Genomic DNA, 20805 nt, shown 5'->3' on the forward strand with positions numbered 1-20805 from the left:
TTCAGTCCGCCGCGTCGGCCTGCGCGCTGACCCAAGGGCCGGTCTGCCCGTCGACGCCGCACTGCCACAGGGCGGCGGCGTCGGCCGCGTCGTTCACGCCCTCCGCCACCACCTGCAGCGACAGGCTGTGCAGCATCGCCACCAGCCCGGTGACGAAGCCGGCGCGAGTGCCGTCGCGGCTCAGGCCGTGGCTGATGGCGGCGTCGATCTTGACGTAGTCCAGCCCCAGCTCGAACAGGCGCTCGATGCGGCCCAGGCGCTCGCCGGCATGCTCGAGGCCGAGGCGCGCACCGGTGGGTCGCAGCTGCCGACCGAGCTCGCGCACCAGCTCGAAGTGGTCGGCCGCGGCCGCCTCCGGCACCTCCAGCCAGACTTGGCGAGCCGCACGCGGCGACTGCAGGAGCTGCGCACGCAGCCGCGAGGCGAATCCGCTGTCGGCCAGCGAGCCGATCGCCAGGTTCACCGCGCGCGGCTGGCCATCGTCGTCGATCGCACTCAGCGCCAGGGCCAGCGCACGCTCGTCCAGCGCGGCGGTCAGCCGGGCGCGCACGGCCAGCGGCAGCCAGCGTGCCGCCGGTTCGAAGCTGCCGTCCAGGTCCAGCTGCACACGCAGCGGGCACTCAAGGTGCATCACCCGGCCGCCGACATCGCGCACCGGGAACGCCACCAGCGCGATGCGGCCGTCGGCCAGTGCCTCGTGGAGCCGGCGCCGCCAGCTGCCTTCACCCAGCTTGACCAACGCACTGCCGGCCCCGCCAGCGGTCTCGACGGCGAAGGCCCCCTGCGCCTCGGCGCGCGCCAGTGCCATGTCGGCTTCGCTCATCAGCTGCGCCATCGGCACGCCGTGCGCGAGTTCGACGGCACCGGCGGCCACGGCCGCGCTCTTGCCGAAGGCCGGCAGCACGGCGCGCAGGCCTTCGGTGAGGGCCCGGGCAGTTTCCTCCGACACGCCCCCCACGGGCAGGCACATCGCGAAGTCCGAGCCGTTGAGGCGGCCGACGAAGCAGCCCTTCACCCGCTCCGTGTAGGCCTGCAGCGCCTGAGCGATCGCGCCGAGCATCCGGTCGACGACATCGTGGCCAAGCGAGCGGTTGAGTTCGGCCAGGTCGAGCACGCGAAGCAGCACCAGCCCGCCTTCGGCGGCGCCGTCCTCGCGCATCAGTACCGTGGCGAGCTGGCCCATGAAGTGGTTTCGGCTGGCCAGGCCGGTGAGCGGGTCGCAATTGGCCTGCCGGCGCAGCGTCTCGACCTGCGTCGCCTGGCCTTCGAACACCATCTTCAATCGCGCGACCATCGAGTTCATCGCACGCACCAGGCGCCGAAGCTCGGGCGCCGAAGGTTCGACGACGGTGACGTACTCGCCGCGCTCCAGCGAACGCGCCTGCTCGACGGTCAGCTCCAGCGGCCGGCGGATGCGGTTGACGATCAACGCGCCGGCCAAGGCCGCGAGCAGGCCGACGATCGCCATTGCCGCGGCGGCGCGCTTCACGGCATGCCAGAGCTCGTCGTGCGCGAAGGTGTCGTGGCTGAGCACCTCGATGCGGCCGAGCGCCCGCCAGCCGTCGGACACCTGCGCCACGCCGGGCACGGCCTCGATCGGCAGCAGGCGCTCGAACCAGCCCGGCGCGTCCAGCGGCGCAGGCGCCGCCTCGCGCTGGAAACGCTGCGTGCCGTCGGCAGCCACGAAGCGGATGCGCCGGTAGAAGCCGGTGTCGAATTGCGCCGACATCGCCAGCTCCATCAACGCCGCATCGCCCTTCTGCTGCGACAGCACCAGCGCCAGCGCCGTGGCGTTGTCGCTGTTCTTCAGGCGCAACTGCGTCTGCAGCGTCTCGCGCATCGCATCGGTGTGCACCGCCACGCTGCCCAGGAATGCCAGCACCAGCACCAGGAACAGCTTGAGCCAGATCTGGCCGATCAAGGACATGTTTTCCTCCCGAGACTCATTGGAACCCTTCCGCGCGCGCCTTCGCAAGGACTTCGCGCCAACGCGACAGGCGCACGGTCGGGTCGCCCGCGGCTGCGCCCACTGCGCCCTGCCACAGGCCTTCGCTGTTGAAGCTGAACACCGGCGTGAGGTCGGGGCGCCGCGACGCCGGCCGGACTTCGCCGATCAGGTTGTCGAGGATCAACGGTTCACCGCCGGGCTGCGCGTAGTAGGCCAGCACCATGTGCGCCTGCACCGCCCCGCCCGGGCCACCGATGGTCGCACGCACGTAGATCAGCCGGAGCCTGGCCACCGGCACGCCCGCGGCCATCAGGCTGAAGTACTTGGCGATCGCATAGTCCTCGCAGTCGCCCTGGCCCTTCTGGAGCGTCTCCAGCGGGCTGGACCAGTGATCATCGCTGCCCCAGGCGGTGGTGTCGTCGGTGAAGACGACCCGGCGGTTGAAGAAGTCGTTCACCGCGGCGAGCAGGCTGAGCTCGTCCAGGGCTGCGGCACCGGCCAGCAAAGGCTGCAGGGCGCTCACCGAAGCCACGGCTCGCGGGCCGATCCGCTGCGCGGCCTGCCGCATGCGGTCCTGGTCCCAGGCCTGGCCGAGCGAACCGGTCAGCGCGAGTGCCACGGCCACGAGCGCGGCAGCCGCGCGCGCCCATGCCGCCGACCGGCCGCGCCGAGGCGCGCCAGCAAGGCAAGCAGGAGCCATCGGCAGCGGCAGCATGGAAAGACGCATGGACGACCTGTTCTCGTCCGTTCGATGGTCAGCTTGAGGCCATAGGCCCGGGCCGACGCGCGCTTCTGTTCGCAATCTGTTGCAAACACGCTGCCTCGTGACGTTCAGCCGTGAAAAACTTCGTGCATTACGTCACTGCTGAGTGGCCGGGCGTCAGCCCTCACTACACTCGCCAGGGCTTGTGCCGCGCCATTGCGGTGCCTCCGTCGTAGCAGGAAGAACATGCATTTGAAGACCAGGGCAATCTGCGCAGCCATCACGCTGCTGGCGGCTGGCCATGCTGCTGCCCAGACCACCGACACGCTGCGTGCCGCGGCCGAGAAGGCCGTCAGCGGCAACCCCGAGGTCACGGCCCGCTTCAACGCCTTCCGCTCCGCCACCGATGCTGTCGACGTGGCACGCGGCGGCTTCCTGCCCCGAGTGGACCTGAACGCCAGCGTCGGCAAGGACAACGACCGCATCAACGGCCGCCTGCCCACCGAATCGCAGTCGCTCACGCGCAGCGCTGTCGGCCTGAGCCTCACGCAGCTGCTGTGGGACGGCCTGGGCACCCGCGGCGAAGTCACCCGCCTGTCGCACGACCGGCTGGCGCGCTACTTCGAGCTGCTCGAAACCACCGAGCAGACTGTGCTCGAGGCCGCACGCGCGCACTTCGACGTGCAGCGCTTCCGCCGCCTCGTCCGGCTGGCCGAAGACAACTACGTGCAGCACCGCTACGCCTTCCTGCAGATCCAGTCGCGCTACAAGGCCGGCGTGGGCCGCGGCGTCGATCTCGAGCAGGCCGGCGCACGCGTCGCGCTGGCCGAGTCGAACCTCGCCACCGAGCAGGCCAACCTGCACGACGTGACGGTGCGCTACCAGCGCATCGTCGGCGAGCTGCCGCCGACGCAGCTCAACACGTTGAGCCTGCTCAAGCAGGGCGTGCCGGCCAGCCCCGGCGAGGCGATGGCGAATTCGCTGAAGGGCAGCGCGGCGATCAGCGCCAGCATCGAGAACCTGCGCGCCGCACGCGCCCAGGCACAGGCCCGCGAAGCCGCCTACCAGCCGCGCGTCGAGGCGCGCGTGCGCAGCAGCGCCGGCCGCAACGTCGACGGCATCCAGGATCAGACGCGCAACAGCGCCGCCGAGATCGTGCTGAACTGGAACCTCTACAACGGCGGCTCCGACCAGGCGCGCGTGCGCCAGCAGGTCGGCCTGATGAACCAGGCCGCCGACCTGCGCGACCGCACCTGCCGCGAGACGCGCCAGGTGGCGGCCATCGCCTACAACGACACGCGCAAGCTCACCGAGCAGCTCGTCTACCTCGAGCGCAACACGCTGGCCATCGAGAAGGCGCGCGACGCCTACCGCCAGCAGTTCGACATCGGCCAGCGCAGCCTGCTGGATCTGCTCAACGCCGAGAACGAGGTCTACACCGCGCGCCGTGCCTACGCCAACGCCGAGCACGACCTCGCACTGGCCTATGCCCGCACGCACGCCGCGATGAACCAGCTCGGCACGCAGCTGGGCATCGCGCGCACCGACAAGCTCGCCGACGAAGCGGTCGGCTGGGCCGCCGACGGCGACGCGCCGGCACGCTGCCCGGTGGTCGTGGGCGAGCTCAGCCCCACGGACCGCGCGGCACTCGACGCACGCGCCGAGAGCATGAAGGCCAACGCGCCGGCACCGGCCGGCTCGGCGCCGAAGCGCTGAGCCGCTCCCGGGTCTATCGTTTCACCGGCGGCAAGTCGGTGCAGGCGCCCTCGAAGGCCTCGGCCGCCAGGCCGATGCTCTCGCCCAGCGTCGGGTGCGGGTGGATGGTCTTGCCGATGTCCACCGCGTCGGCACCCATCTCGATGGCCAGGGCCACCTCGCCGATCATGTCGCCGGCATGCGTGCCGACGATGCCGCCGCCGACGATGCGGTGTGTCTCCTCGTCGAACAGCAGCTTGGTGAAGCCTTCGTCGCGGCCGTTGGCGATGGCGCGGCCCGAGGCCGTCCAGGGGAACAGGCCCTTCTTGACCTTCATGCCCTTGGCTTTCGCTTCGTCTTCGGTGACGCCGACCCAGGCCACCTCGGGGTCGGTGTAGGCCACGCTCGGGATCACGCGGGCGTCGAACTCCGCTTTGTGGCCAGCGGCCACTTCGGCCGCCACATGCGCCTCGTGCACCGCCTTGTGCGCCAGCATCGGCTGGCCGACGATGTCGCCGATGGCGAAGATGTGCGGCACGTTGGTGCGCATCTGCACGTTCACCGGGATGAAGCCGCGATCGCCGACGATCACGCCGGCCTTCTCGGCGCCGATCTTCTTGCCGTTGGGCGTGCGCCCCACCGCCTGCAGCACGAGGTCGTAGACACCTTCGCTCTTCGTGCCGTCCAGGCCCTCGAACATGACGCGGATGCCGTCCTTCGTGGCCTCGGCCCCGACCGTCTTGGTCTTGAGCATCAGCTTGTCGAAGCGCGGCGCGTTCAGCTTCTGCCAGACCTTGACGAGGTCGCGGTCGGCGCCCTGCATCAGGCCGTCGAGCATCTCGACCACGTCGAGCTTGGCGCCCAGCGTGGAGTACACCGTGCCCATCTCCAGGCCGATGATGCCGCCGCCGATGACGAGCATCTTCTTCGGTCGCTGGCGCAGTTCGAGCGCGCCGGTGCTGGTGACGATGCGCGGGTCGTCCTTCGGCAGGAAGGGCAGCTTCACCGCCTCGGAGCCGGCAGCGATGATGGCCTGCTTGAACTTGATGGTCTGCGTGCTGCCGTCTTTCGTCAGCACGACCTTCAGGTGGAACGGGTCGGCGAACTCGCCCGTGCCCTGAACCACCGTGACCTTGCGCATCTTGGCCATCGCGGCGAGGCCGCCGGTCAGCTTGCCGATGACCTTTTCCTTGTGCGACTTCAGCTTGGCCAGGTCGACGACCGGCTCGGCGAAGCTCACGCCGAGCGCCTCGAAGTGCTTGACCTCGTCCATCACCGCGGCCACGTGCAGCAGCGCCTTGGACGGGATGCAGCCGACGTTCAGGCAGACGCCGCCGAGCGTCGGGAAACGCTCGACGAGCACTGTCTTCAGGCCCAGGTCGGCGGCGCGGAAGGCGGCGGAGTAGCCACCGGGGCCGGCGCCGAGCACGAGCATGTCGCACTCGAGGTCGGCACCGCCGGCGTACGAGGCGGCGACGGGCGCGGGCGCTGCCGCAGCAGCCGGCGCGGGTGCGGCCGCGGCAGGTGCGGCAGCCGGCTCTGATGCCGGGGCCGCAGCCGCGGCTCCCGCCGCGTCGAGCGTGAGGATCACCGTGCCTTCGTTGACGCTGTCGCCGAGCTTGACCTTCAGCTCCTTGACCACGCCGGCATGCGAGGACGGGATCTCCATCGAGGCCTTGTCGCTCTCGACGGTGATGAGCGACTGCTCGGCCTTGACGGTGTCGCCCGGCTTGACGAGCAGCTCGATGATCGCGACGTCCTTGAAGTCGCCGATGTCCGGAACCTTGATGTCGATGATCGCCATCGCGGGCTCCTTACAGCAGCACCCGGCGGAAGTCCGCCAGGATCTGACCGAGGTAGGCGTTGAAGCGCGCGGCCGCCGCGCCGTCGATGACGCGGTGGTCCCAGCTCAGCGACAGCGGCAGGATCAACCTCGGCACGAAGGCCTTGCCGTCCCAGCGCGGCTCGGTGCTGCTCTTGCACACGCCGAGGATCGAGACCTCCGGCGCGTTGATGATCGGCGTGAAGTAGCGCCCGCCGATGCCGCCCAGCGACGAGATCGAGAAGCAGCCGCCGCTCATCTCCGCAGGGCTGAGCTTGCCGTCGCGCGCCTTCTTGGCCAGTTCGCCCATCTCCTGGGAGATCTGGAAGATGCCCTTCTTGTCGGCGTCCTTGATCACCGGGACCATCAGGCCGTTCGGCGTATCGGCCGCGAAGCCGATGTGGAAGTACTGCTTGAGCACCAGTTGCTCGCCCTCGAGCGAGGCGTTGAACTCGGGGAACTTCTTCAGCGCCGCCACCGAGGCCTTGATCAGGAAGGCGAGCATCGTGACCTTGATGCCGCTCTTCTCGTTCTCCTTGTTGAGCTGGACGCGGAAAGCCTCGAGCTCGGTGATGTCGGCATCGTCGTGGTTGGTGACGTGCGGGATCACCACCCAGTTGCGGTGCAGGTTGGCACCGCTGATCTTCTTGATGCGCGAGAGGTCCTTGCGCTCGATGGGGCCGAACTTGCTGAAGTCGACCTGCGGCCAGGGCAGCAGGCCGGGGAAGGCACCGCCACCGGCAGCCGCCGCAGCCGGCGCCTTGGCCTTCTGCGCCTGCGTCTGCACCGCACCGGCCATCACGCCCTTGACGAAGCCCTGCACGTCTTCCTGCGTGATGCGGCCCTTGGGGCCGCTGCCCTTCACTTCGTCGAGCGGCACGCCGAGTTCGCGTGCCAGCCGGCGGATCGTGGGTGAGGCGTGCGGCAACGCGCGCCCTGGCGCCGTCGGCTCGTGCATCGCCAGGGCCGCGGTGGGCGAGCTGCGGATGGCGGCCGGAGCGCTGGCGGTTGCGGCCACGGGCGCGGCGGCGGCCGCAGCGGCGGCTACCGCGGCCGGCGAGGCCGGCACAGCGGCTCCGCCGCTGGCCTCGACGACCGCCACCACGCTGCCCTTGCGGACCTTGTCGCCGAGCTTGACGCGCACTTCCTTCACCACGCCGGCGTGTGACGAGGGGATCTCCATCGAGGCCTTGTCGCTCTCGACGGTGATCAGGCTCTGCTCGACCTTGATCGTGTCGCCGGGCTTGACGAACACCTCGATGACCGCGACCTCGTCGAAGTCGCCGATGTCGGGCACCAGCACCTCGACCGGGCCTGTGCTGGCGGCGGGCGCCGCCGCCACGGGCGCGGCTGCGGCCGGCACAGCGGTGGGTGCCGCCGCAGGCGCTGCGGCCGGGGCTGCCGGCGCAGCAGCTGCAGCACCTTCAGCCTCGATCACGAGCACCAGCGTGCCTTCGCTGACCTTGTCGCCCAGCTTGACCTTCATCTCCTTGACGACCCCCGCATGCGACGACGGGATCTCCATCGAGGCCTTGTCCGACTCGACGGTCAGCAGGCTCTGTTCTGCCTTCACCGTGTCGCCGGGCTTGACCAGCAGTTCGATGATCTCGACGTCCTTGAAGTCACCGATGTCCGGGACTTTCACTTCCACCAATGCCATGGCGTGTCTCCGTATTCGTTCTTATGCGTACAGCGGGTTGATCTTCTCGGTGTTGATGCCGTACTTCTTGATCGCCTCGGCGACCTTGGCCGCCGGCACGCTGCCCTCGTCGGCGAGCGCCTTCAGCGCGGCGACGACGATGTAGTGGCGGTTGATCTCGAAGTGCTCGCGCAGCTTGCTGCGGAAGTCGCTGCGGCCGAAACCGTCGGTGCCCAGCACCTTGTAGGTCCGGCCCTTGGGGATGTAGGCGCGGATCTGCTCGGCGAAGTTCTTCATGTAGTCGGTCGACGCCACCACCGGGCCGGCGTGGGGCTCGAGCTGCTGCGTGACGAATGGGACGCGAGGCTTGTCGGTGGGGTGCAGCAGGTTCCAGCGCTCGGCATCCTGGCCGTCGCGCGCCAGCTCGTTGAAGCTCGGGCAGCTCCACACGTTGGCGGCCACGCCCCAGTCCTTCTCGAGCAGTTCCTTCGCCGCCTGCGACTCGCGCAGGATGGTGCCGCTGCCCAGCAGGTTGACGCGGGGCGTCTTCTTCTTGCCCTCTTCGAGCAGGTACATGCCCTTGATGATCTGCTCCTCGGTGCCGGCCTTCAGGCCCGGCATCGGGTAGTTCTCGTTGAGCAGCGTGAGGTAGTAGAAGACGTTGTCCTGCTTCTCCACCATGCGCTTGAGGCCGTGGTGCAGGATCACGCCGACTTCGTGCGCGAAGGTCGGGTCGTAGCAGATGCAGTTCGGGATCGTGCCCGCGAGGATGTGGCTGTGGCCGTCCTCGTGCTGCAGGCCTTCGCCATTGAGCGTCGTGCGGCCCGAGGTGCCGCCGAGCAGGAAGCCGCGTGCCTGCATGTCACCCGCCGCCCAGGCCATGTCGCCGATGCGCTGGAAGCCGAACATCGAGTAGTAGACGTAGAACGGCACCATGATGCGGTTGTTCGTCGAGTACGACGTGGCCGCGGCGATCCACGAACCCATGCCACCGGCCTCGTTGATGCCTTCCTGCAGGATCTGGCCGGCCTTGTCTTCGCGGTAGTACATGACCTGGTCCTTGTCGACCGGCGTGTACTGCTGCCCCGCGGGGTTGTAGATGCCGATCTGGCGGAACAGGCCTTCCATGCCGAAGGTGCGCGCCTCGTCGACGAGGATGGGCACGACACGCGGGCCCAGCGCCTGGTCGCGCAGCAACTGCGTCAGGAAGCGCACGTAGGCCTGCGTGGTGCTGATCTCGCGGCCCTCGGCGGTGGGCTCGAGCACGGCCTTGAAGGTGTCGAGCGCGGGAATGGTGAACTGCTCGTCGGCCTTGGTACGGCGGTGCGGCAGGTAGCCGCCCAGCGCCTTGCGGCGCTCGTGCAGGTAGCGCATCTCCGGCGTGTCGTCGGCCGGCTTGTAGAACGGGATGTCGGCCAGCTGGTCGTCCGGGATCGGCATGTTGAAACGGTCGCGGAAGGCGCGCACGTCCTCGTCGATCAGCTTCTTGGTCTGGTGCGCGGTGTTCTTGCCCTCGCCGCTCTTGCCCATGCCGAAGCCCTTGACCGTCTTGATCAGCATGACGGTCGGCTGGCCCTTGTGGCTGTTGGCGCGGTGGAAGGCCGCATAGACCTTCTGCGGATCGTGGCCGCCGCGCTGCAGGCGCCAGATGTCTTCGTCGCTCATCTTGGCGACCATTTCCAGCAGCTTGGGGTGGCGGCCGAAGAAGTTCTTGCGCACGAAGGCGCCGTCGTTGGCCTTCATGGCCTGGTAGTCGCCGTCGACCACGTCCATCATCACCTTGCGCAGGATGCCGTCCTTGTCGCGCGCGAGCAGCGGATCCCAGTAGCTGCCCCACAGCAGCTTGATGACGTTCCAGCCGGAACCGCGGAACTCGCTCTCGAGTTCCTGGACGATCTTGCCGTTGCCGCGCACCGGGCCGTCCAGGCGCTGCAGGTTGCAGTTGATGACGAACACCAGGTTGTCGAGCTTCTCGCGCGCGGCCAGGCCGATGGCGCCGAGCGACTCGGGCTCGTCCATCTCGCCGTCGCCGCAGAACACCCAGACCTTGCGGTTGGCGGTATCGGCGATGCCGCGAGCGTGAAGGTACTTCAGGAAGCGCGCCTGGTAGATCGCCATCAGCGGGCCCAGGCCCATGGACACGGTCGGGAACTGCCAGAACTCCGGCATCAGCTTGGGGTGCGGGTAGCTCGAGATGCCCTTGCCGTCGACCTCCTGGCGGAAGTTGAGCAGCTGTTCCTCGGTCAGCCGGCCTTCCATGTAGGCGCGCGCGTAGACGCCGGGCGAGCTGTGGCCCTGGATGTAGAGCAGGTCACCGCCGTGGCCTTCGCTCTCGGCGTGCCAGAAGTGGTTGAAGCCGGTGCCGAACATCGTCGCCAGCGAGGCGAAGCTGGAGATGTGGCCGCCGAGGTCGCCGCCATCGGCCGGGTGCAGTCGGTTCGCCTTGACCACCATCGCCATCGCGTTCCAGCGCATGTAGGTGCGCAAGCGCTCTTCGATCTCGATGTTGCCGGGCGAGCGCTCTTCCTGGTCGGCCGGGATGGTGTTGACGTAGGCGGTGTTGGCCGAGAACGGCACGTCGATGCCGGCCTGGCGCGCATGGTCGATCAGTTGCTCGAGCAGGAAGTGGGCGCGCTCGCCGCCTTCCGTGCCGATGACGGCCGACAAGGCGTCGAGCCACTCGCGGGTTTCCTGCGCGTCCGCATCGTTGGCGGCCGCACCGAGGAACGAATCAGGCACTGCTGACATGCTTGTCTCCAGGGGGTGGTTTTTCGGATGGCCGCGAGTGTCGCACAACACGAATCAATTTTCAAATAGTGCGATTGCGTTTTGCTATGCGAAATGCACAGTGCTTTCAGGGCCCTCGGCGAAGGGGCCACAGTCGCCGGCGAACCGGCCTGAACAGGCTGCACGTCGATAATGCGCAGATGCAACCCGTCCATGACGTCGCGGCCCCCGCGAGAACCGCGAAAGGCTGGCCGCAGCGCTTGTTCGGGCGCTGGTGGCGCCGCCAGTCGCCCGCGCGCCAGGACCGCTACGCCACGCTCGGCCCGCTGGTGTCGGTGCTGCTGTTCCTCGCGGCGATCATCACGGCCTTCTGGTACCTGCGCAATGAGGAACTGGAGCGTGAGCAGGCCTCGGTGAAGCGCGACACCGAGATCGCCCAGCAGCAGATCCGCCTGCGCCTGATCGAGAACCAGGAGCAGCTCGTGCGCATCGCGCGCGAGATCGGCACGCGCAGCATCGACCAGGAGGAGTTCCTCGGCCAGGCGGCGTCGTTCACGCGCGAGCGGCCGGAGATCACCAGCCTGGTGTGGATCGGTGCCAATCGCGCGCGGCGCGCGAGTTACTCGGCCACCACCTTCCAGGCCGAGACCGGCGCGCTCGTCGAGCCCGCCGGCACGCAGCGCCCCGCCGAGCCCGAGAGCGCCTTCGATGCGGCGCGCGAGCTGCGCCAGCCGGTGTACTCGCGACCCTTCAACGACCGCAACGGCAACGCGGTCTTCCAGATCCACGTGCCGCTGATCGACCGGGCAGCGTTCGCCGGCTCGCTGGTGGCTGAATACTCGGTCGAGAGCCTGGTGCGCTACTTCGTGCCGGCAGAGGTGTCGAACCGCCATGCCATCGCGCTGCTGGACGCCAACGACCGCACCCTGGCCAGCACCGTCAGCGCCATGCCCGGCGTCACCTCGCGGCGCGCGCAGATCGTGCACGACGTTCCGGTCGCACCGGCCGGCAACGGCCTGTTCCTGCGCGGCCAGGGCTACCGCACCTCGATCGGCCTGATCGGCAACACGCTGTTCTGGATGGTCGCCGCACTGTCGGTGCTGACGGTGTGGATGCTGCTGGGCACTTGGCGCCACATGCGCCGGCGCGTGCAGATGCAGAGTGCGCTGGTGTCGGAGACGAACTTCCGGCGCGCGATGGAGAACTCCATGCTCACCGGCATGCGGGCCATGGACATGGAAGGCCGCATCACCTACGTGAACCCGGCGTTCTGTGCGATGACCGGCTTCCTCGAATCCGAGCTGATCGGCCGGCGCCCGCCCTTCCCGTACTGGCCGCCCGATCGCTTCGAGGAGAACAACCGCCTGCTGCAGCAGGAACTTCAGGGCCGCAGCCCGGCCGGCGGCATCGAGGTGAAGGTGATGCGCAAGGAGGGCTCGGTGTTCGACTCGCGCATGTACGTGTCGCCGCTGATCGACCCGAAGGGCCAGCAGACCGGCTGGATGACCTCGATGACCAACATCACCGAGGCCAAGCGCATCCGCGACCAGCTGTCCGCCTCGCACGAGCGTTTCACCACGGTGCTCGAAGGACTGGACGCCGCGGTATCGGTGCTGTCGGTGCAGCAGTCGGAACTGCTGTTCGCCAATCGCTCCTACCGGCTGTGGTTCGGCGCCGACGCGCGTGGCCATGCATTGCTGGCCGGTGGCGAGCCATCGCCCTTCGCGAACAGCGAGTTCGGCGACACCATCGAGTCGCTCGGCGGCCTGCCCACCACCGAGCTCACCGAGGCCGGCTCCGATTCGCGCGAGGTGCTCATCGAGCCGCTGCGCAAGTGGTTCGACGTGCGCACGCGCTACCTGCAGTGGACCGACGGCCGCCTGGCGCAGATGCTCATCGCCACCGACATCACGGCGCGCCGCAATGCCGAGAACCTGGCTGCCCACCAGGCCGAGAAGGCCCAGGTGACGAGCCGGCTGGTGACCATGGGCGAGATGGCCTCGTCGGTGGCGCACGAGCTGAACCAGCCCTTGACCGCCATCACCAACTACTGCAACGGCATGGTCACGCGGGTGCGCAACGAAGCCATCTCGAAGGACGACCTGATCGCAGCGCTGGAGAAGACGGCGCGCCAGGCGCAGCGCGCCGGGCAGATCATCCACCGCATCCGCGCGTTCGTGAAGCGCAGCGAGCCGCAGCGCCAGCCGGCACAGGCCAAGGCCATCGTCGAGGACGCGATCGACCTCGCCGGCATCGAGCTGCGCCGGCGCAACGTGGCGATCACCACCTACGTCGCGCAGCGCCTGCCGATGTTGATGGTCGACCCGATCCTGATCGAACAGGTGGTGCTCAACCTGGTGAAGAACGCCGCCGAGGCGATCGACAACGCGCAGCTGCCGCCCAAGCGGCGCAACATCGAGCTGCGCGTGGTGCCGCGGCACACCCCCGAGGAAGGGGGTGTGATCGAATTCACGGTGACCGACATGGGCCCCGGACTCAAGGAAGAGGTGATCGCCCGGATGTACGAGGCATTCTTCTCGACCAAGACCGACGGCCTGGGCATCGGCCTGTCGCTGTGCCGCTCGATCATCGAGAGCCACCGCGGCCGGATCAAGGCGCAGAACCTCTACAATGGCGACTCCGTCGTGGGCTGCCGTTTCTCGTTCACGCTGCCGGTCGATATCTCGCGCAGCGAAAGCTGAACCGCGGCCAAGGCCGCGACCACCCACTCCACCGCCGTCCCATGAGCCTGATTCCCAAGAAGGGCACCGTCTACGTCGTCGACGACGACGAGGCCGTGCGCGACTCGCTGCAGTGGCTGCTCGAGGGCAAGGACTACCGCGTCAAGTGCTTCGATTCGGCCGAGTCCTTTCTGTCGCGCTTCGATCCGCGCGAGGTGGCCTGCCTGATCGCCGACATCCGCATGGACGGAATGAGCGGCCTCGAGTTGCAGGATCGCCTGATGGAGCGCAAGAGCCCGCTGCCCATCGTATTCATCACCGGCCACGGCGACGTGCCGATGGCCGTGACGACGATGAAGAAGGGCGCGATGGACTTCATCGAGAAGCCCTTCAAGGAAGAAGAGCTGCTCGGCCTGGTCGAGCGCATGCTCGACAGCGCGCGCGCCGCCTTCAGCCAGCACCAGGAAGCCGCCAGCCGCGACGCGCTGCTGTCTCGCCTGACCACCCGCGAAGCGCAGGTCCTCGAGCGCATCGTCGCCGGCCGACTGAACAAGCAGATCGCCGACGACCTGGGCATCAGCATCAAGACGGTGGAGGCGCACCGCGCCAACATCATGGAAAAGCTCAACGCCAACACGGTGGCCGATCTGCTGAAGATCGCGCTCGGCGCCCAAGCGAAAGCCTGATCCGCTTCACCCCCTCCGAGGCCGCTGCGAAGCGGCCTTTGTGCTTTCAAGGACCCTTCATGACCGCCCAGATCATCGACGGCAACGCCCTGGCCCGGCAGATCCGCAACGAAGTGGCGCAGCGCGTGGCCGCGCTGGCCGCGAGCGGGCATCGGCCCGGCCTGGCAGTGATCCTGGTCGGGCACAACCCGGCCTCGCAGGTCTACGTGAAGCACAAGGTGGCCGACTGCGAGAGCGTGGGCATGCACTCGGTGCTCGACCGCCACCCGGCCGAACTGCCCGAGGCCGAACTGCTCGCGCGCATCCGCGAACTCAACGCCGACCCGAGCATCCACGGCATCCTGGTGCAGCTGCCGCTGCCTGCCCACATCGACGCCAACAAGGTCATCGAGACCATCTCGCCGGCGAAGGACGTGGACGGCTTCCACGTCGCCAGCGCCGGCGCACTGATGATCGGCCGCGCCGGCTTCAAGGCCTGCACGCCCTACGGCTGCATGAAGATGCTCGAATCGATCGGCTGCGACCCGCGCGGCAAGCACGCGGTGGTGATCGGCCGCAGCAACATCGTCGGCAAGCCGATGGCGATGCTGCTGCTGCAGGCGAACGCCACCGTCACTGTCTGCCACAGCGCCACGCCCGACCTGGCCCACCACACGCGGCAGGCCGACATCGTGGTCGCCGCGGTGGGCAAGCGCAACGTCCTGACCGCCGACATGGTCAAGCCCGGTGCGGTGATCATCGACGTCGGCATGAACCGCAATGACGAAGGCAAGCTCTGTGGTGACGTCGATTTCGACGGCGTCTCGGCCGTCGCCGGCTGGATCACGCCGGTGCCCGGCGGCGTGGGCCCGATGACGCGTGCCATGCTGCTGGTCAACACGATCGAGGCCGCCGAGCACGCGGCCGCCAACCCGGCCTGAGCCATGAGCACCGACAACCCGCTGCTCGACCTGCAGGGCCTGCCGCGCTTCGACCGCATCCGCGCCGAGCACGTCACGCCGGCGGTCGACACGCTGCTGACCGAGGCGAATGCCGCGCTCGAGAAGGCCGTCGGCGCCGAGGTGCCGGCCGACTACGACGCGCTGTCGGCGGTGCTCGACGTGGCCACCGAACGACTCTCGCGCGCCTGGGGCGCGGTGCGGCACCTGAACGCCGTGCTCGACACGCCGGCGCTGCGCGCCGCCTACACCGAGAACCTGCCGCGCATCACCGAGTTCCATACGCGCATGGGCGCCGACGAGCGCCTGTTCGCCAAGTACAAGGCGATCCTCGCCGCGCCGGCCGCGCAGTCGCTGAGCGCGGCGCGTCACAAGGCGCTGGCCAACGCGGTACGCGACTTCGTGCTCTCCGGCGCCGAACTGCAGGGCGAGGCGAAGCAGCGATTCGCGCAGATCCAGGAGGCGCAGGCCGAACTCGCGCGGCGCTTCTCCGAGCACGTGCTCGACGCCACGGATGGCTACGCGCTGTACGTCGACGCGGCCGAGCTCGATGGCGTGCCCGACGACGTGATCCAGTCCGCGCACGCCGCGGCGCAGGCCGATGGCCGCGAGGGCTGCAAGCTCACGCTGCACTTCCCGAGCTACTTCCCGGTGATGCAGTACGGGCGCAACCGCGCGCTGCGCGAGAAGCTGTACACCGCCTACGTGACGCGCGCCAGCGAGTTCGGCCCGGCAGAGCGCGACAACGGCCCGCTGATGCGCGAACTGCTGGCACTGCGCCAGGAAGAGGCGCGCCTGCTCGGCAAGACGAGCTATGCGGAAGTCTCGCTGGTGCCGAAGATGGCGCAGTCACCGCAACAGGTGATCGACTTCCTGCGCGACCTGGCCCGCCGCGCCCGCCCCGGCGCCGAGCGCGACCTGGCCGAGCTGCGCGCCTTCGCACGCGACGAGCTCGGCCTGCCCGAGCTGCAGGCCTGGGACATGCCGTTCGCCAGCGAGCGCCTCAAGGAGAAGCGCTATGCCTTCAGCGACCAGGAGGTAAAGCCGTACTTCGTGCAGGAGCGCGTGCTCGACGGGCTGTTCCGCATCATCGAGACCCTGTTCGAAGTGCGCATCCGTCCCGACGAGGCGCCGGTGTGGCACCCGAGCGTGCGCTTCTATCGCATCGAGCGCCCTTCGGCGGGGGATGCCGCGCCGGAGCTGGTCGGCCAGTTCTACCTCGACCCGCACGCCCGTGCGGGCAAGCGCCCCGGCGCCTGGATGGACGGCATGCGCGATCGCTGGGCGCGCCCGGGCAGCGGCCTGCAGACGCCGGTGGCGCACCTGGTGTGCAACTTCGCGCCGCCGCTGGACGGCCACCCCGCGCTGCTGACGCACGACGACGTGCAGACGCTCTTCCACGAGTTCGGCCACGGGCTGCACCACCTGCTGACCCAGGTGGACGACCTGGGGGTGTCGGGCATCTCCGGCGTCGAGTGGGACGCGGTGGAGCTGCCCAGCCAGTTCATGGAGAACCTGTGCTGGGAGTGGGAGGTACTGCAGCGCCTGACGGCTCACGTCGACAGCGGCGAGCCGCTGCCGCGCGACCTGTTCGAGCGCATGCTGGCGGCGAAGAACTTCCACAGCGGGCTGCAGATGCTCCGCCAGGTGGAGTTCTCGCTGATCGACATGCGGCTGCACGCCGAGCCGGGCAACGAGACGCGCATCGACGCGGTCGCCGCTGAAGTACGCGCCGAGGTCGCGCTGGTGCCGACGCCGACCTTCAACCGCTTCCTGAACAGCTTCTCGCACATCTTCGCCGGCGGCTACGCGGCGGGCTACTACAGCTACAAATGGGCCGAGGTGCTGTCGGCCGATGCCTGGAGCGCCTTCGAGGAAGCGGCGCGCTCCGGCTCCGTGCTGGACGTGCCCACCGGGCGGCGCTATCGGCGCAGCGTGCTCGAGGCCGGCGGCAGCCGCAGCGCGATGGAGAGTTTCAAGACGTTTCGGGGGCGCGAGCCGCGCATCGACGCGCTGCTGCGACACCAGGGGCTCGACGACGGTCACACGCCCGCGGCGTGAGCAATTGCCGACGCCCGCGCTTGTGCCGGGCCCGTGCATGGGTACCATTGCCGACGCGCCGCCCTTCGGCGCGCCGGAGTTCGCCATGACCACGACGATGCGTCCACTGTCCCGCCTATCCGGCCTGAGCCTGCGCGCCGCCGTCTGCGTGGCCGCCTGCCTCGCCGCCGGCCCGAGCCTGGCGCTTTACAAGGTCGTCGGCCCGGACGGCAAGGTCACCTACACCGACCGGGCGCCAACCTCCAGAGAAGGCCGGATCAGCCCGTTGAACAGCCGCGCCGTGGCGGTCGAAGCTGAACCGGCGATGCCGGCCGAGCTCCGCCAGGCCGTCAACCGCTATCCGGTGACCCTGTACACGATCGCCGGCAGCTGCGAGCCCTGCGACTCCGCACGTGCCCTGCTTCGCACGCGTGGCGTGCCCTATGCCGAGCGGCAGGTCGTCAGCGCCGAAGACGGCGACGCCTTCCAGAAGCTCACCGGCGGCCGCGATGCACCGGTGCTGGCCATCGGATCGCAGCAACTGCGAGGGCTGTCGCCGGACACCTGGAACTCCTACCTCGATTCCGCCGGCTACCCGCGCGAGTCGAAGCTGCCGCCGGGTTATGCCTTCGCCTCGCCCTCGCCGCTGACCGAGCGCCGCGAGGCGCCCGCGCGACAGGCTCCTGCCCCCGCTGCGCCGGCAGAACCGGCACCGCCGGCCGAGGGCAAGTTCAGGTTCTGAGCGGTTCGGGCAGCGCGATGCGCCGGGCCGGCACGCTGCCGGCGCCCACCGCCGCGCCCATCAGCCAGAACAGGGTCGAAGCCCCCACTGCCGCGCCCAGCGCACCGAAAAGCAGCGGCATCAGCGCGCTCGACAGGTTGATCGTCATCGAGCGCAGCGCGATCGCCTCGCCATGCCGCTCGGGTGGCGTGATCTGGTGCAGGGTGGTCATGATCATCGGCTGCACGGCGCCCAGCGCCAGGCCGAGTGCCGCCGCCAGCACGCCCATCAGCCAGGCCGCCTGTGCGAACGGATAGAGCGCGAACACGCCAGCCGCCCAGAGCATCGCGCCAGCCAGCACCTGGCCTTCGCGCAGGTGCTGCGCAATCAGCGGAATCGCCAGCCGGATCGCCGCGACCGAGATCGCGAACACACCGAGGATCAGGCCGATCGCGGAGGCCGAGAAGCCTCGTTCATGGCCGATCACCGGCACCAGGAAGGCGTGCACGTCCCAGCTCGACGAGAGCAGCCAGTTCACCGCCAGCAAACGGCGCAGCCCCGGCGTGCGGAACAGGTCCCAGGCGCGCGGCCGCACGGCGTCGGCCGGGCGGTGCGCCGGCGGCTCGCGCGGCACGCGTCGCGCCCAGGCCAGAGCGCCGAACGGCAGCACCAGCAGCACGGCGTAGGCGGCGCGAAAGCCGCCCAGGTCGATCAGCGCCCCGGCCAGCACCGGGCCGACCACGTTGGCCAGCGCCGGCGCCAGCCCGAGCCAGCTGAACACGCGCTTGAGCGCGGTCGGGTCGGTGGCGGTGCGCCCGGCAGTGCGCTGGATGGCGATCAGGCCGACGTTGGCGCCCGCGCCCACCAGCATCGCGGCCACACACATGGCGGCGAAGGTCCACTGCGGCCACCAGGTCACCGCCAGCGCCACCGCCGCGCCGGCCACCGTGAGCGCGACGGCGATGCGCATCGGGTGGTGGTAGCCGCGGCGGTCGGCCAGCCGGCCGGCCTGCAAAGCCAGCACGATCGGCGCCGCCGCGAACAGCCCCATCAGCACGCCCACCACCCACGGCGCGTGGCCCTCGCGCAGCGCCTGCAGCGGCGCGGCCATGCGCACGCCGGCCATGCAGGAATGCAGGCAGATCTGGCCGACGATCAGCGCGACCAGGACACGATCCACCTCAGGACACGTCCTCGTCGGCGTTGCCGGGGACATCGAGCCCGGGCAGAAGCTCTTGCGACCGGGGCTCGCTCACGCTTTCCACTGTCTTGAGCCGTCGAGTCATGACTCGGTTGCGAGTCTCGGCCTCTTCGATTGCGCTTGATGCTTCGTCGAGCTTCCTCTTGGTCTTGGCCAGCACGTCGCCGAACTTCTTGAACTCTGTCTTCACCGCTCCCAGCACCTCCCACACCTCGGCGCTGCGCTTCTCCAGCGCGAGCGTGCGGAAGCCCATCTGCAGGCTGTTCAGCGTGGCCAGCAGCGTGGTCGGCCCGGTGAGCATGACGCGGTGCTCACGCTGCAGCGATTCGGTCAGGCCCGGCCGGCGCAGCGCCTCGGCGTACAGGCCCTCGGTGGGCACGAAGAGGATGGCGAAGTCAGTGGTGTGCGGCGGCTCGACGTACTTCTCGCGGATCGTCTTGGCCTCCAGGCGCAGTCGCTGCTCGATGGCGCGGCCGGCGACCTCGGCGGCGGGAGCGTCGGCGCGCTCCTGCGCATCGAGTAGGCGTTCGTAGTCGTCGCGCGGGAACTTGGCATCGATGGGCAGCCACAGTGGCTTGCCGTCCTCACGCTGACCCGGCAGCTTGATCGCGAACTCGACGCGCGCGCCGCTGCCCGGCACCGTCTCGACGTTGGTGGCGTACTGCTCCGGCGTGAACACCTGTTCGAGCAGGCCGGCAAGCTGCACCTCGCCGAACACGCCGCGCGTCTTCACGTTGTTCAGCACGCGATTGAGCGAGCCGACATCCTTGGCCAGGCCCTGCATCTCGCCCAGGCCCTTGTGCACCTGCTCGAGCCGGTCGGCCACCTGCTTGAAGCTCTCGCCCAGGCGCTGCTCGAGGGTGGCGTGCAGCTTCTCGTCGACGGTGGCACGCATCTGCTCGAGCTTCTTCTCGTTGTCGGCCTGGATGCTCTGCAGCCGCTGCTCGATGGTCGTGCGCATCAGCTCCAGGCCGCGCTCGTTGCCCTGCGACAGCGCCTGCAGCCGTTCGCCCTGCGCGTCGGCGAAACGCTTGAGCGACGCATCCTGCGATTCGCGCGCCGACTGCGACAGTTGCGCCAGCGATTGCGTGGCCGCCTGCAGCGACTGGCCGACCTGCTGCTGCATGGTGGCCAGCTGGGTGCGAAAGGAATCGATCTGCTCGTTCTGCGTGCGCGCCACGTCGCCCTGCTGGGTCAGCAGCGTCTGCTGGAACAGCGACAGCGTCTGCGAGAGTTCCTGGCGCGTGCCGCGCGCGCTCTCCTGCACCTCGTTGCGCAGCTCCCGGCCCTGGCGCTCGGCGTCCTCGCGCAACTCGTTCTGGAGGGTGTTGTCGCCGCGCCGCAGCAGCAGCCAGAGGAGCAGAAGCAGGTTCAGCGCCGCCAGCGCCACGAGGGTCCATTCGAGCATGGCGCGATTGTGACAGCGAGCCGTTTCGGCACCGCCTGCAGACTTGGCGGCGAAAGAGTATCGTCGGCGCCGCGCCGGGGCAGCCCCGGACCGCCGCGACATCCAAGAACATCGAAGAGAGGCAAACCATGGTCACCCTGAACGTCAACGGCAAGACGAAGAATGTCGACGCCGAGGCCGACACCCCGCTGCTGTGGGTGCTGCGCGAGAACCTGCAACTCACAGGCACCAAGTTCGGCTGCGGCATGGCGCTGTGCGGCGCCTGCACCGTGCACCTGGACGGCAAGCCGGTGCGCTCGTGCTCGACGCCGATCTCGGCGGCCGCCGGCAAGAAGATCACCACCATCGAGGGCGTGGGCGCCACGCGCACCGGCAAGGCCGTGCAGGCCGCCTGGGCCAAGATCGACGTGCCGCAGTGCGGCTACTGCCAGTCGGGCCAGATCATGAGCGCGTGTGCGCTGCTGGCCGAGAAGAAGGCGCCGACCGACGGCGACATCGATGGCGCCATGAGCGGCAACATCTGCCGCTGCGGCACCTACAACCAGATCCGCGCCGCCATCAAGGACGCCTCGGTCACGCTGGTGAAGGGGGCCTGA

General features: G+C 69.1%; 14 protein-coding genes. 7 read left to right on the forward strand and 7 right to left on the reverse strand.

Features of this window, described 5'->3' with window-relative positions:
• Position 1 precedes the first annotated feature (1 nt).
• Both HZ992_RS14230 and HZ992_RS14235 read right to left on the reverse strand, forming a co-directional pair.
• Positions 2–1927 (reverse strand): EAL domain-containing protein, encoded by a 1926-nt coding sequence (locus tag HZ992_RS14230; protein WP_209382499.1) that lies wholly within the window; start codon positions 1925–1927, stop codon positions 2–4.
• Positions 1928–1943: 16 nt separating this feature from the next.
• The gene (locus HZ992_RS14235; protein ID WP_245213033.1) at positions 1944–2567 is read right to left on the reverse strand and encodes a transglutaminase-like cysteine peptidase; all 624 of its coding nucleotides are present in this window, start codon (positions 2565–2567) and stop codon (positions 1944–1946) included.
• A gap of 330 nt (positions 2568–2897) precedes the next feature.
• Here HZ992_RS14235 and HZ992_RS14240 point away from each other — a divergent pair, with 330 nt between their 5' ends.
• A complete protein-coding gene (locus HZ992_RS14240) occupies positions 2898–4367 on the forward strand; it encodes a TolC family outer membrane protein (RefSeq protein WP_209382500.1) in 1470 nt (489 codons plus the stop codon).
• Between the two features lie 13 nt (positions 4368–4380).
• On the opposite strand, the gene lpdA is transcribed toward HZ992_RS14240, so the two are convergent.
• From lpdA to aceE, 3 genes are read right to left on the reverse strand one after another with little or no spacing between them, the layout of a single operon-like run.
• A complete protein-coding gene (gene lpdA / locus HZ992_RS14245) occupies positions 4381–6150 on the reverse strand; it encodes a dihydrolipoyl dehydrogenase (RefSeq protein ID WP_209382501.1) in 1770 nt (589 codons plus the stop codon).
• Between the two features lie 10 nt (positions 6151–6160).
• Entirely contained in the window at positions 6161–7828 is a 1668-nt protein-coding gene (aceF, locus tag HZ992_RS14250) for a dihydrolipoyllysine-residue acetyltransferase (protein ID WP_209382502.1), read from the reverse strand.
• 21 nt (positions 7829–7849) lie between these two features.
• Positions 7850–10555, reverse strand: coding sequence for a pyruvate dehydrogenase (acetyl-transferring), homodimeric type (aceE, locus tag HZ992_RS14255; protein WP_209382503.1), 2706 nt, complete (start codon positions 10553–10555; stop codon positions 7850–7852).
• A 179-nt stretch (positions 10556–10734) separates the two neighbouring features.
• Between aceE and HZ992_RS14260 the strand changes: the two genes are divergently transcribed.
• From HZ992_RS14260 to HZ992_RS14280, 5 genes are read left to right on the forward strand one after another with little or no spacing between them, the layout of a single operon-like run.
• The gene (locus tag HZ992_RS14260) at positions 10735–13236 is read left to right on the forward strand and encodes a PAS domain-containing sensor histidine kinase (protein WP_209382504.1); all 2502 of its coding nucleotides are present in this window, start codon (positions 10735–10737) and stop codon (positions 13234–13236) included.
• Between the two features lie 41 nt (positions 13237–13277).
• Positions 13278–13901 carry a response regulator transcription factor gene (locus tag HZ992_RS14265; protein WP_209382505.1) on the forward strand — a complete coding sequence of 208 codons (624 nt, stop codon included), beginning with the start codon at positions 13278–13280 and terminating at the stop codon, positions 13899–13901.
• A 59-nt stretch (positions 13902–13960) separates the two neighbouring features.
• The gene (folD, locus tag HZ992_RS14270) at positions 13961–14821 is read left to right on the forward strand and encodes a bifunctional methylenetetrahydrofolate dehydrogenase/methenyltetrahydrofolate cyclohydrolase FolD (RefSeq protein ID WP_209382506.1); all 861 of its coding nucleotides are present in this window, start codon (positions 13961–13963) and stop codon (positions 14819–14821) included.
• Between the two features lie 3 nt (positions 14822–14824).
• Positions 14825–16900 carry a M3 family metallopeptidase gene (locus HZ992_RS14275; protein WP_209382507.1) on the forward strand — a complete coding sequence of 692 codons (2076 nt, stop codon included), beginning with the start codon at positions 14825–14827 and terminating at the stop codon, positions 16898–16900.
• Between the two features lie 37 nt (positions 16901–16937).
• Positions 16938–17621 (forward strand): glutaredoxin family protein, encoded by a 684-nt coding sequence (locus HZ992_RS14280; protein WP_245213035.1) that lies wholly within the window; start codon positions 16938–16940, stop codon positions 17619–17621.
• Here HZ992_RS14280 and HZ992_RS14285 read toward each other — a convergent pair.
• Together HZ992_RS14285 and rmuC are read right to left on the reverse strand one after the other, a co-directional pair.
• Entirely contained in the window at positions 17611–18780 is a 1170-nt protein-coding gene (locus tag HZ992_RS14285) for an MFS transporter (protein ID WP_245213037.1), read from the reverse strand. The genes HZ992_RS14280 and HZ992_RS14285 overlap by 11 nt on opposite strands.
• Position 18781: 1 nt before the next feature.
• The gene (gene rmuC, locus HZ992_RS14290; protein WP_209382509.1) at positions 18782–20209 is read right to left on the reverse strand and encodes a DNA recombination protein RmuC; all 1428 of its coding nucleotides are present in this window, start codon (positions 20207–20209) and stop codon (positions 18782–18784) included.
• Positions 20210–20337: 128 nt separating this feature from the next.
• Here rmuC and HZ992_RS14295 point away from each other — a divergent pair, with 128 nt between their 5' ends.
• Positions 20338–20805: a (2Fe-2S)-binding protein gene (locus tag HZ992_RS14295; protein WP_209382510.1), complete on the forward strand. Its 468-nt coding sequence runs from the start codon at positions 20338–20340 to the stop codon at positions 20803–20805.

The sequence above is a fragment of the Rhizobacter sp. AJA081-3 genome (assembly GCF_017795745.1).
Classification (GTDB): Bacteria; Pseudomonadota; Gammaproteobacteria; order Burkholderiales; family Burkholderiaceae_C; genus Piscinibacter.

What these genes read in the sequence shown, in the direction of transcription:
- HZ992_RS14280 (WP_245213035.1), top strand. Translation starts at nt 16,938, where the DNA reads ATGGGTACCATTGCCGACGCGCCGCCCTTCGGCGCGCCGGAGTTCGCC.
- HZ992_RS14265 (WP_209382505.1), top strand. Translation starts at nt 13,278, where the DNA reads ATGAGCCTGATTCCCAAGAAGGGCACCGTCTACGTCGTCGACGACGAC.
- HZ992_RS14295 (WP_209382510.1), top strand. Translation starts at nt 20,338, where the DNA reads ATGGTCACCCTGAACGTCAACGGCAAGACGAAGAATGTCGACGCCGAG.
- lpdA (WP_209382501.1), bottom strand. Translation starts at nt 6,150, where the DNA reads ATGGCGATCATCGACATCAAGGTTCCGGACATCGGCGACTTCAAGGAC.
- HZ992_RS14240 (WP_209382500.1), top strand. Translation starts at nt 2,898, where the DNA reads ATGCATTTGAAGACCAGGGCAATCTGCGCAGCCATCACGCTGCTGGCG.
- rmuC (WP_209382509.1), bottom strand. Translation starts at nt 20,209, where the DNA reads ATGCTCGAATGGACCCTCGTGGCGCTGGCGGCGCTGAACCTGCTTCTG.
- HZ992_RS14275 (WP_209382507.1), top strand. Translation starts at nt 14,825, where the DNA reads ATGAGCACCGACAACCCGCTGCTCGACCTGCAGGGCCTGCCGCGCTTC.
- HZ992_RS14230 (WP_209382499.1), bottom strand. Translation starts at nt 1,927, where the DNA reads ATGTCCTTGATCGGCCAGATCTGGCTCAAGCTGTTCCTGGTGCTGGTG.
- folD (WP_209382506.1), top strand. Translation starts at nt 13,961, where the DNA reads ATGACCGCCCAGATCATCGACGGCAACGCCCTGGCCCGGCAGATCCGC.
- aceF (WP_209382502.1), bottom strand. Translation starts at nt 7,828, where the DNA reads ATGGCATTGGTGGAAGTGAAAGTCCCGGACATCGGTGACTTCAAGGAC.
- HZ992_RS14260 (WP_209382504.1), top strand. Translation starts at nt 10,735, where the DNA reads ATGCAACCCGTCCATGACGTCGCGGCCCCCGCGAGAACCGCGAAAGGC.
- aceE (WP_209382503.1), bottom strand. Translation starts at nt 10,555, where the DNA reads ATGTCAGCAGTGCCTGATTCGTTCCTCGGTGCGGCCGCCAACGATGCG.